Origin of the sequence: Mesorhizobium sp. M1322, from assembly GCF_040318085.1 — a bacterium.
In the GTDB taxonomy this organism is placed as follows: domain Bacteria; phylum Pseudomonadota; class Alphaproteobacteria; order Rhizobiales; family Rhizobiaceae; genus Mesorhizobium.
In genome coordinates this window covers 26,259-36,966 of the sequence record NZ_JAMYLP010000057.1, presented here as the reverse complement: position 1 = coordinate 36,966, position 10,708 = coordinate 26,259, and the positions used below count along the sequence as shown (strand labels likewise).

General features: G+C 61.3%; 11 protein-coding genes and 1 tRNA gene. 4 read left to right on the top strand and 8 right to left on the bottom strand.

The window, feature by feature from the left end:
- Positions 1-1,695, bottom strand: a 1,695-nt coding sequence (locus tag NKH12_RS20140) for a GumC family protein (RefSeq protein ID WP_352954736.1), incomplete at its 3' end; no start/stop codon positions are given.
- Positions 1,696-2,054: 359 nt separating this feature from the next.
- On the opposite strand from NKH12_RS20140, the gene NKH12_RS20135 reads away from it, so the two are divergent.
- From NKH12_RS20135 to NKH12_RS20120, 4 genes are all read left to right on the top strand, one after another.
- Entirely contained in the window at positions 2,055-2,618 is a 564-nt protein-coding gene (locus NKH12_RS20135) for a polysaccharide biosynthesis/export family protein (protein WP_095495842.1), read from the top strand.
- Positions 2,619-2,623: 5 nt separating this feature from the next.
- Positions 2,624-3,754, top strand: a complete 1,131-nt coding sequence (locus NKH12_RS20130) for a glycosyltransferase family 4 protein (protein ID WP_352954735.1) — start codon at positions 2,624-2,626, stop codon at positions 3,752-3,754.
- A 107-nt stretch (positions 3,755-3,861) separates the two neighbouring features.
- The gene (locus NKH12_RS20125) at positions 3,862-5,397 is read left to right on the top strand and encodes an undecaprenyl-phosphate glucose phosphotransferase (RefSeq protein ID WP_352954734.1); all 1,536 of its coding nucleotides are present in this window, start codon (positions 3,862-3,864) and stop codon (positions 5,395-5,397) included.
- Positions 5,394-6,653, top strand: coding sequence for an O-antigen ligase family protein (locus NKH12_RS20120; protein WP_352954733.1), 1,260 nt, complete (start codon positions 5,394-5,396; stop codon positions 6,651-6,653). Before NKH12_RS20125 ends, NKH12_RS20120 begins: the two co-directional genes overlap by 4 nt.
- 31 nt (positions 6,654-6,684) lie before the next feature.
- Here NKH12_RS20120 and NKH12_RS20115 read toward each other — a convergent pair.
- From NKH12_RS20115 to NKH12_RS20085, 7 genes are all read right to left on the bottom strand, one after another.
- Positions 6,685-6,761 (bottom strand) — tRNA-Pro (locus NKH12_RS20115).
- Positions 6,762-6,940: 179 nt separating this feature from the next.
- Positions 6,941-7,225: a helix-turn-helix domain-containing protein gene (locus NKH12_RS20110; RefSeq protein WP_352954732.1), complete on the bottom strand. Its 285-nt coding sequence runs from the start codon at positions 7,223-7,225 to the stop codon at positions 6,941-6,943.
- A gap of 458 nt (positions 7,226-7,683) precedes the next feature.
- Positions 7,684-8,004: a hypothetical protein gene (locus NKH12_RS20105; protein ID WP_352954731.1), complete on the bottom strand. Its 321-nt coding sequence runs from the start codon at positions 8,002-8,004 to the stop codon at positions 7,684-7,686.
- Between the two features lie 9 nt (positions 8,005-8,013).
- The gene (locus NKH12_RS20100; RefSeq protein WP_065008066.1) at positions 8,014-8,352 is read right to left on the bottom strand and encodes a hypothetical protein; all 339 of its coding nucleotides are present in this window, start codon (positions 8,350-8,352) and stop codon (positions 8,014-8,016) included.
- A 217-nt stretch (positions 8,353-8,569) separates the two neighbouring features.
- Positions 8,570-9,112: a MerR family transcriptional regulator gene (locus tag NKH12_RS20095; RefSeq protein WP_065008065.1), complete on the bottom strand. Its 543-nt coding sequence runs from the start codon at positions 9,110-9,112 to the stop codon at positions 8,570-8,572.
- 196 nt (positions 9,113-9,308) lie between these two features.
- A complete protein-coding gene (locus tag NKH12_RS20090; protein ID WP_095485783.1) occupies positions 9,309-9,632 on the bottom strand; it encodes an integration host factor subunit alpha in 324 nt (107 codons plus the stop codon).
- A gap of 104 nt (positions 9,633-9,736) precedes the next feature.
- Positions 9,737-10,708 carry a beta-ketoacyl-ACP synthase III gene (locus NKH12_RS20085; RefSeq protein WP_352954730.1) on the bottom strand — a complete coding sequence of 324 codons (972 nt, stop codon included), beginning with the start codon at positions 10,706-10,708 and terminating at the stop codon, positions 9,737-9,739.

Genomic DNA, 10,708 nt, shown 5'->3' with positions numbered 1-10,708 from the left:
CCCGGCCGAGGCGGCCGCGCCGGCGCCTTCCGGCGACACGAATCTGGCGCGCGCCGCGCCGGTTGTGATCAGTTTTTCCACCGCCTTGTCGATTTCGACCTCGCCAAGGGTGGGGCGCGCCGGCTCGACGTCCTCGCCAGTTGCTGGGGCAGTTGCTGGCGCCGCGGCAGCCGCTTCCGGCTCTGCCTGCGCTTCCGCCACCCGATGCTCGACGTCCTCGATATCGGCCGGTTCGTGATTGGGTTCGTGGGCAACCGGCATCGCGACCTGTTCGATCCGCTCGAAGCGGGCGCCGGCGGCAGGCCGCATGGCGCGACCCGAAAACAGCTCTTGCAGAAGCGTCACGATCGCCATGAACAGCAACGAACCGACGAAGGCCGCACCGGCGATCGGCAGGATCTTCGGGAAATAGGCCTCAGACGGCGCCACCGCGCGGGAAAAGACGCGGGCGTCGACCGGCAGATAGTTGCTGTCCTTGCGCGAGGACGCTTCACGGTAACGGGTCAGGTAGGATTCGAGCAGCTGCCGCTGGGCGGTCGCTTCGCGCTGCAGCGCATCCAGTTCGACCTGCTGGTCGCCGGCGCGCGCCGATGCGGCCTTCAGCGTGTTGACGTCGGCGACAAGCTGGTTTTCGCGGGCCTGAGCGGTCTGCGCCTGCGTCATCAGCCCTTTCATGATCTTTTCCGCCTCGTTACGGATCTGGCGGTCGAGATCGGCAAGCTGCGACCTCAGGGCCCGGATGCGCGGATGATTGTCGAGCAAGGAGGTGGAAAGATCGGCGATGTTGGTCTTGAGCTCGACCTGCCGCTCGCGCAGGCGCTGGATGAGTTCGGAAGACAGCACCTCCGGTACCGCATCCAGCGAGCCGCCGTTCTGCAACGCCCTGCGTACGCTGTCGGCAGTCGCTTCCGCCGAGGCGCGATTGGCGCGCACCCGTGACAATTCGCTGGACAGTTCTGAAAGCTGTTGCGTGGCGAGCACCGAATTGTTGCCGCCCATCAAAAGATCGGACTGGGCGCGGTAGTTTGCTACCTTGGCCTCGGCATCCTTCACCCGCTTGGACAGGTCGGCGATCTCCGGCGCCAGCCAGTCGGTTGCGGCGGAATTCGATTCGATGTTGGCATTGCCCTGCACGGAGATGTAGGCGTCGGCGATGGCGTTCGGAATTTCGGCGGCGAGCCTGGGATCTTCCGAGGAGAATTCGATGACGATAACGCGAGATTTTTCAACTCGATAGACGTTGAGCTTCTCGCGCATCTTCGTCAGCACGCGTTCTTCCGGCCGAACCTCGTTGGGGTCGCTTTTCAGCCCGGCGATGACGAGCAGACGGCTCAACACCGGCATGTCCGCCGTCTCGTCGAATTCGGGAAGCCGCGACAAATTGAGCTTCTGCGCCACCTGCTTGAGGATGTCGGTCGAGGAAACAACCTCGACCTGACTGGTCACGCCTTCCTCGTCGAGAATCGGCTTGTCGTTGTCATTGGTGCCGTCGGGGCGCGTGTAAACCGATTCGCGTGTCTCGATCAAAAGCCGCGTTTCGGCCCTGTAATGCGGCGTGGCGAGCCAGGTGAGCGCGAATGCCAGGACGGTTACCACGAGCGCCACGACAAGAATGCGCAGCCAATTCCTCGCAAGGCTTGCGAAGAGCTGCCTGAGATCGACGTCGACATCTGCGGCTGCGGATTGAACGGACATGCATCCTGCTCCGGTACTTAAACCACGTCGCATTGAATAGGTTCATGCGACGCGCTTTAAGCTCTTGTTTTCATGCATGGCGTTGTCCCAAAACCGCTGCGCACTTTGGGCGACATGCATTGGTCAGGATGCACCGTAAACAACTATGGTAACTCAGCCGTTAATATCGCGGTAAGTATCTGTTAGGTTTTACTCGCAAGCGGCAACAAAAGCATCAAAACCGGCCGTCTTTTTCTCGGTTGCCGCCGCTTCGACCGCCCGCCTTTACCGGCCATTAACCCTAACGGGATGATAACGCACCTCGACCCCCAGAGTTCGCCGCGGTGTAACAGCGGCCAGTCGAAGGTACATGTCCGGCAATGAAAAGCACTGCTTCCCTCTTCCGCGCGCTGCTCACCGTGTCGTTGCTTGCCGGCTGCTCCAGCTACCGGCCAGCGCCGGCCGCCTTTCATAAAATGCTCGACCAGCCCTATCGCCTCGGCGCCGGCGACCGGGTCCGCGTCACCGTGTTCGAGCAGGAAGGATTGACCAACGTCTACAGCGTCGACCAATCCGGTTACCTGTCCATCCCGCTCGTTGGCGCCGTACCGGCGCGCGGCCACACCGCACAGCAACTTGAAGGCGAGATCGCCGACAAATTACGCCAGGGTTACCTGCGCGATCCAGACGTTTCGGTCGAGATCGACCGCTACCGGCCGATCTTCATCATGGGTGAAGTCGGTGCCGCGGGCCAATACTCCTATGTTCCAGGCCTGACTGTACAAAAGGCGATTGCCATCGCCGGCGGTTTCAGCCCGCGCGCCAACCAGGAAAGCGTCGACATCACCCGCGACATCAACGGCAAGGTCATGACCGGTCGCGTGGCCACCTCCGACCCGCTTCTGCCCGGCGATACGGTCTACGTTCGCGAACGCCTGTTCTAGACGACGTGGCGGACACACTCAGGATCGTCCACTGCTTTCGCTCACCTGTCGGAGGGATTTTTCGTCACGTGCGCGACCTGACCGAGGCGCAGGTCGCCGCCGGGCATGCCGTCGGCATCGTCTGCGATTCGACGACGGGCGGCGATTTCGAGGAACATTTGTTCGAACAGATGAAGGGTATAATGGCGCTCGGCATCCATCGCACGCCAATGCAGCGGCATGTCGGACCGGGCGACCTCGCCTCGGCCTGGCGCACCTTCGGGATCATCAAGGAATTGCGGCCGGACGTGCTCCACGGGCACGGCGCCAAGGGTGGCGCCTATGCCCGCCTGTTCGGCTCATTGTTGCGGGTATCAAGGTCTCGCGTAGCCCGCCTTTATTCGCCTCACGGCGGCTCTCTTCATTATGACGAGACCACCGCCACGGGGACGCTGTTCTTCGCGCTCGAACGGTTCATGGCGCGCTTCACCGACTATCTTCTGTTTGTCTCCGACTATGAAAGGCAGACATATCGCAGGAAGGTCGGCGAACCGCCCATCCCGAACAACCTTGTCTACAACGGCCTGAGCGCCGCCGAGTTCGAGCCGGTGCGAACCGAGCTGAATGCGGCCGATGTCCTCTATATCGGCATGATGCGCGACCTCAAGGGACCGGACATCTTCATCGATGCGCTGGTCCTTGCGGGAACGCGGCTTGGCCGCCCGGTGAAAGCGGTGATGGTCGGCGACGGCGACGACCTGCCACGCTACCATGCGCAAGTGAAGCGGCTCGGGCTCGAAGACCATATGCGTTTCCTGCCGCCGATGCCGGCGCGCAAAGCCTTCGCACTGGCCGAACTGGTTATCGTGCCCTCGCGTGCGGAAGCCATGCCTTACATCGTTCTGGAAACGCTCGCCGCCGGCAAATCGATGATCGCCACCGCCGTCGGCGGCATCCCGGAAATCTTCGGCGCCGGTTCCTCTGCCCTGATCCGGCCTGACCCGCGCGAACTCGGCGACAAGATGAGCGCGGCGCTGGCCGACCTCAATGCCTACAGCAGCCTGATGCCCGACACCGCCGACCTCAAGACGCGATTCGGCGCCGACGTGATGGCCGCCGCGATCGAGACAGCCTATTTCGCCGCGCTCAAGCGGTAACGCAAAAAGGGCGCTAACCCCAAAGCTTCTCCAAAGCCACCTGTTGTTTCAAGGGTTTCTTAGCTCTCTTTTGCTATTCACCTGAGGGAAGCTTTGCGGATGCACCCATGAACGAGATCGATCCCGCACGCCGCTTTTCGATAGACGCGGTGCGCAAATTCGACGGCCCGGCCAGCGGCGATAACCTTGGCGGGATGAACGACGTCGCCCGTCAGGTCGCGTCGCAATACCGGCGCGATACCATGTCGCCGATCATGGTCAGCGGCGTCTTGCGCATGGTCGAATTCGCGCTCCTGTTCCTGTCGGGTCTCTGCGTCTATTTTTACTATGTCGGCTTCTTCAGCCACCTCGCCTGGCAATACCCGCTGACGATCGCCGCCGCCTCGTTCCTCGCAGTGGTGCTGCTCGACGTCACCGACTGCTACCAGGTCGTCTCGTTGATGCGGCCGCTCGCCAATTTCGGCCGTCTCCTGTTGGTCTGGGCCGGCACCTTCGCCTTGATGGCGCTGACGGCATTCGCCATGAAGATGTCGGAAGACTATTCGCGCCTGTTTTTCGGCACCTGGTTCGTCGTCGGCTTCATGCTGATCTTCGGCCTCAGGCTGCTGATGTCGAAGCTGATCCGGCGCTGGGCGCGCGACGGGCGCATGGAGCGCCGCGCCGTCATCGTCGGCGGCGGCACGGCGGCGGAAGTCCTGATCCGCTCCGTCGAAAAACAGCCCTACAACGACATCCGCATCTGCGGCATCTTCGACGACCGCGGCGACAAGCGCTCGCCACCCATCGTCGCCGGCTATCCGAAGCTCGGCACCGTTTCCGAGCTCATCGAGTTCGCCCGCATCGCCCGTATCGACATGCTGATCGTGTCGCTGCCGCTGACCGCCGAATCGCGCGTCCTGCAGCTTTTGAAGAAGCTGTGGGTGCTGCCCGTCGATATCCGGCTCTCGGCGCATTCGAACGCGCTGCAGTTCCGGCCGCGCGCCTATTCCTATATCGGCTCGGTGCCGATGCTCGATATCTTCGACAAGCCGATCAACGATTGGGATTCGGTCGCCAAGCGCGCCTTCGACATCGTCTTCTCGATCGTCGGCATCATCGTATTCTCGCCGGTCATGCTGGTGACCGCGATCGCCATCAAGCTCGACAGCAAGGGACCGGTGCTGTTCCACCAGAAGCGGCATGGCTTCAACAACGAGATCATCGAGGTCTACAAGTTCCGTTCGATGTACACGGACAAGGCGGACCCGACGGCCAAGCAGACGGTGACCAAGAACGACCCGCGCGTCACCCGCGTCGGCCGCTTCATCCGCAAGACCTCGATCGACGAGTTGCCGCAGTTCTTCAATTCGCTTTTCGGTTCGCTGTCGCTGGTCGGGCCGCGCCCGCATGCCATTGCCGCCCAGTCGCACAACCTTCTCTACAATGAGGTGGTCGACGGCTATTTCGCGCGCCACAAGGTCAAGCCCGGCGTTACCGGCTGGGCGCAGATCAATGGCTGGCGCGGCGAGATGGACACCAACGAGAAGATCCGCATGCGGACCGAATACGACCTCTATTACATCGAGAACTGGTCGCTGCTGTTCGATCTGAGGATTCTGTTCCTGACGCCGATCCGGCTGCTCAATACGGAAAATGCCTATTGAGCGCAGTCACGCATGGACTGCCGCCGGCCGTGGTCAACGCCAAGCTGATCGCGTTGATTGCGTCGGGCGCGGTTTTCCTCGGTGTCTTTCTGTCCGGCTTCGTCATCGCCGAGCCGGCGCCATACGACCTCTACATGGTCGGACTGATGGCAGTGTGGGGCTTGTTCGGCCTGCGCATATCGCGCGCGGCGGCGCCGCTGCTGGTGCTGCTGGTGGTCATGAACATCGGCGGCATGATCTCGATGACCCAGATGTCGGATATTGCCGGCACCCCGCTCTATCTCGCCGTGTCGCTGTTCCTTGCCTTCACCGCGGTGTTCTTTGCCTCGGTGACATCAGTCCAGCCCAATCTCTACCGGGTGATCTTCCTCGCATATGTGATGTCGGCCGTGCTGACCTCGCTGCTCGGCATAGCAGGCTATTTCCATGCCTTCCCGGGGGCGGAGATCTTCACCAAATACGACCGTGCCACCGGCGCCTTCCAGGATCCGAACGTGTTCGGGCCGTTCCTGGTGCTGCCCGGCATCTACCTGCTCTACCTCTTGCTGACAGGCCCTATCTCACGCATGCCCTTGCTGGCGCTGCCGCTGCTGATCATCACGGCCGGCATTTTCTTCTCCTTCTCGCGCGGCGCCTGGGGCATGTTCGGCATTTCGGCGATCCTGCTTACCGGCGCTCTGTTCCTGCAGAGCAACAGCGGCATGTTCCGGCTGCGTGTCGTCGTCATGACCATCGCCGCCATTTCGCTGCTGTTCATCGCGATGCTCGTCATCCTGCAGTTGCCGGGCGTTTCGGAGATGTTTTCCAGCCGCGCCCAGCTGGAACAGAGCTATGATACCGCCCGCCTCGGCCGTTTCGCCCGCTACACGATCGGTTTCCAGATGGCGCTGGAGCATCCACTCGGCATCGGCCCGCTCGTCTTCGGCACGATTTTCGGCGAGGACACACACGACATCTGGCTCAAAATGCTGATGGACTATGGCTGGCTCGGCTTCGTCTCGTTCCTGACGCTGACCTGCTGGACGATATCAGCCGGCTTCCGCATTCTCCTGCGCGACAGGCCGTGGCAGCCCTATCTTCTGTGCGCCTATGTCGCCTTCATTGGCAATATCGGACTGGGCACCTTCATCGACATCGATCACTGGCGCCATGTCTATCTGCAGCTCGGCCTGATCTGGGGCGCCATCGCGCTCGAATACCGCCATCAGCGGCAGTTGCGACCGGTGGCGCGGTCGGCACCGGCGGCTAAGGCATGATGGTTTTCAGGGGCAAGTCTAAGTTTTGAAATGGTCGGAGTGGCCGGATTCGAACCGACGACCCCTTGACCCCCAGTCAAGTGCGCTACCGGGCTGCGCTACACTCCGGACCGGTCGCGATGTATCGTGATAACCCGGTTCGGGTCAACCGAATTCGGCGGCCGTCACGCCAGTGCCCGGCATGGTGGATTTGAAGTTCCTGCTCTGTTGGACGTCGTCAGCATTCAGGAACTTCAAATCCAGAATCACACTCGTTTGTCTGGCTGGATGGTCTTGTGGTGCTGCTATCAGACGGGTCGTCGATTTTCCACGGATTGCGTCAGCACGGCTGTATTGATCAGCGCATTTTCCGGAAGCCGAAGCGCGGAGGCTATTCGCCGAAGCTTCGACGGATCGGCATTCTTGCCGTTCTCGATGTCCGCGATTTCATCGATTGCCAGGCCGCACGTCAGAGACAGCTCTTCCATGCTGTATCCCCTGGTTTCTCGTATGGCCCTGAGGGCGCTGTGGTCGGGGGCAGCTTCGGTCGCCGACAGTTCGGAAAAAGCTTCGCTTGTTGCTATTTGGGGCATTTGGCAACTCCGTGGATTTAAAGAGTTTGATCAAATCAAGAAGTTGCCTGAGACGGCGCAGAGAATGCCCTCTCGATGGTGATTTGCCAAGCGCCAAAGATGCCGTCACGGCATCGTGATTCCGATCGGCGCAGCCCGGCACAGGCCTCGGCGGCACCGGCACGGGACCGTTATCCCGATCGGGTTCTTTGACTGGCCGATCGCCGAATTGTTCGACGGTTCTAAGCCGCTCCCTTGTTAAGCGGCTGTCGCTGGCCCGTCAGCCGTTTTGAACGGATCGAATCAGCGGCGGGGAGCTTGACCCAAGCGGAGAACGCGTCAGGGGGCTGCGAATATTTTTGAACCGACGCGTGAACCTTTCCTCTCCGGGCCGCACCAAGACGGTATGGACGCCACAAAGGCAGTCCCCAACCAGAAGGACGCCCTGACGGCGATCCTCGATCCAGAGAAGGAAATGCTCAAATGACTGATATTTCGAACTTCAAGCGCCTTTCGCTCGCCGCTGCCATTGTCGTCTCGGCCTTCGGCTCCATTTCAGTTCCGAATCGGCCGTCGCCAACGGCACACATCCGAGCGGCGGCGGCGCGGTTTGTAAAGGCACGGGTCACTGTCTGGTGCTGCAGCTCGACTGCAAGGGTACATACACGGATGCCACCGACCCCAACGGCACCGTCTACGGCAAATGCAGCCAGACCGCGCAGGTCAGCCCGAAGAACAAGCTCAAGCTCGCGCGCTGATCGACTGTTCTCAACGAAATGGCGGGCGGTCATCGCCGCCATTTTCCTGCCTCAACGTGCCGATCTCGATCTCGTTCGCGACGTTTTCTGCTGGCGGCTGAGGAACAGGCTTGCGACGAGCCCGACCACAACCAGCCCGACAGCAGCCGCTGTCGCCGGGTGATCGCGGGCTGTCTTTTCTATCACCCTGCTATGCCTCCTGATCGCAGGCAGAGCCTCACTGAAGCGCTCGGCAAGATCCGAATAGTAATCCGAGGCGGTGTCACGCCCGTCCTCGTAATAGGCGCTGCCGCGCCGGGACACAGCTTTCCTTAACGCCGCCAGTTCCCTGGAGAGGGCTGCGACCTGCTTTTCAAGATCGATGTCGGACAGAGTCGAAAATGATACCATGATATGCTTCCTTCCTTTGCGAAAAAGGAACGCATGATTTCGGAAGCAGTTCCGGTTTCTGACGGCGGTCGGTCGGTCCTTAGAGCGCGTCGCGTCTGAAGGGGTTCATGCAACCCCCTTTTAAGTTCCTAGTTTATGCATGTCGTTATTCCAAAACCGCTGCACAGCCTCGGGGTCAGGCCCAGGGTCAGGCCCGAGGGTGTGCTTTTGGGCGATATCAGCGCACCTGATCGAGCAGACGCTTGCATTCCAGAAGATCGAACAGGGCCTCCTGCAGCAAGGCGCGATTGTCGCGCGAGAGTTTCGACGTGCCTGGCTGCACCGGGCCTTCGTCGTCGGTCTTGCCGAGGCCGAAAAAGCGCCGGCTGGGTTTCACCTTGGGCTCGCCAACTAGCATCTCGTCATCGGCGCCGCGCGGCTGGGCCGCTGGCGTCAGCGGCACCGCATCGGCCTGCCGGCGTTGCGAGATCGCCTCGACGGCCGCCATGTCGCCACTGCCGATGGCGACGAGGAAATGGTTGCCGTTCTCGCGCAGCAGCTTCTGCACGCCCTTGATCGTATAGCCCTGGTCGTAGAGCATGTGGCGGATGCCCTTGATCAGTTCGACATCCTGCGGCCGGTAGTAGCGGCGGCCGCCGCCGCGCTTCATCGGCTTGATCTGGTTGAAACGGGTTTCCCAGAAACGCAGCACATGCTGCGGCAGGTCGAGATCTTCTGCGACCTCACTGATGGTGCGGAAAGCATCGGGGCTCTTGTCCATGGGCGAAATCCTCACGCTGGAGCATGATCCCGAAAATTGGGAAGCGGTTTTCGGGCAAGATCACGCTCAACAAAGAGTCATTCCGATCCGGCTTGTTCCGCCGAATCGGGCCTTATTTCAGCGGTTTATGAAACAATATTCAAGCCCGGCGTCAAAGGGGGCGACCGTTTTCAACCGGGCTTTTGAAGCGCAGGCGCTATTTGCTGCCCTTGGCCTTGCTGTTCTGGTGGGCGCGCAGGATACGGTTCTTCAGCACATTCGACGATTTGAAGGTCATCACGCGGCGCGGCAGGATCGGCACTTCCTCGCCGGTTTTCGGATTGCGCCCGATGCGCTCGTTCTTGGAGCGGACATGGAACGTCGCGAACGACGACAATTTCACCGTCTCACCGCGAACGATCGCTTCGCAAATCTCGTCCAGAACCGCTTCGACGAGCTCGGCCGATTCAGTGCGCGACAAGCCAACCTTGCGATAAACGGCTTCAGCAAGATCGGCGCGCGTAAGTGTCTTTCCCCCCATGCGAACCGTCCCCATCAGCTCAAAAACATAACTCTATACAAGCAAAGATAGAGCCTAAGTAATTGATCCGGCAAGGTCAAGGACCGAACCTGTCAGTTCGGCACTTACCAGCGAACCAAAACCGCGCCCCAGGTGAAGCCCCCGCCCATCGCCTCGATTAGCACCAGATCGCCCTTCTTGATACGGCCGTCGGCGACCGCCACCGACAGAGCCAGCGGCACTGAGGCAGCCGAGGTGTTGCCGTGCAAATCGACGGTCACCACCACCTTATGTTCTGCTATCCCGAGCTTCTTGGCGGAAGCGTCGATAATCCGCTTATTGGCCTGATGCGGCACGAACCAGTCGAGATCCTCAGCGGTGATGCTGGCAGCTGAGAACGTCGCCTCGATGACATCGGTGATCATGCCGACGGCGTGCTTGAACACTTCGCGGCCTTCCATCCTGAGATGCCCCACCGTTCCGGTGGTCGACGGTCCACCATCGACGAACAGCTTGTCCTTGTGGGCCCCGTCGGAGCGCAGGCTGGCCGCCAGCACGCCGTGGTCGGCAATGCTGCCCGCTCCCTCTCCTGCTTCCAGCACCATCGCGCCGGCGCCGTCGCCAAACAGCACGCAGGTCGAGCGGTCGCTCCAGTCGAGGATGCGCGAGAAGGTTTCCGAGCCGATCACCAGCACGCGTTTGGCCAGACCGCCGCGGATATAGAGGTCGGCGGTCGTCACGGCATAGACGAAGCCCGAGCACACCGCCTGCATGTCGAAGGCGAAGCCATGATGCATGCCGAGCCGGTTCTGGATGTCGACGGCGGTCGCCGGAAAGGTGTTGTTGGGAGTCGAGGTCGCCAGCACGATCAGGTCGATATCGGCCGGCGTCAGGCCAGCATTGTCGAGGGCTGCGCGCGCCGCCGCCTCGCCGAGCGAAGCCGTCGTCTCGTCGTCGGCCGCGATATGGCGCTGGCGGATGCCGGTGCGCTGGGCGATCCATTCATCCGACGTCTCGACCATGCCTTCGAAATCGGCATTCTTCATGATGCGGCGGGGCAGCGCGGCGCCTGTGCCGCGCACGACTGATCTGATCAA

Coding starts and splice junctions, on each gene's coding strand:
- NKH12_RS20105 (WP_352954731.1), bottom strand. CDS start 8,004: ATGGCGGCGATGACCGCCCGCCATTTCGTTGAGAACAGTCGATCAGCG.
- NKH12_RS20135 (WP_095495842.1), top strand. CDS start 2,055: ATGAAAAGCACTGCTTCCCTCTTCCGCGCGCTGCTCACCGTGTCGTTG.
- NKH12_RS20125 (WP_352954734.1), top strand. CDS start 3,862: ATGAACGAGATCGATCCCGCACGCCGCTTTTCGATAGACGCGGTGCGC.
- NKH12_RS20100 (WP_065008066.1), bottom strand. CDS start 8,352: ATGGTATCATTTTCGACTCTGTCCGACATCGATCTTGAAAAGCAGGTC.
- NKH12_RS20110 (WP_352954732.1), bottom strand. CDS start 7,225: ATGCCCCAAATAGCAACAAGCGAAGCTTTTTCCGAACTGTCGGCGACC.
- NKH12_RS20095 (WP_065008065.1), bottom strand. CDS start 9,112: ATGGACAAGAGCCCCGATGCTTTCCGCACCATCAGTGAGGTCGCAGAA.
- NKH12_RS20090 (WP_095485783.1), bottom strand. CDS start 9,632: ATGGGGGGAAAGACACTTACGCGCGCCGATCTTGCTGAAGCCGTTTAT.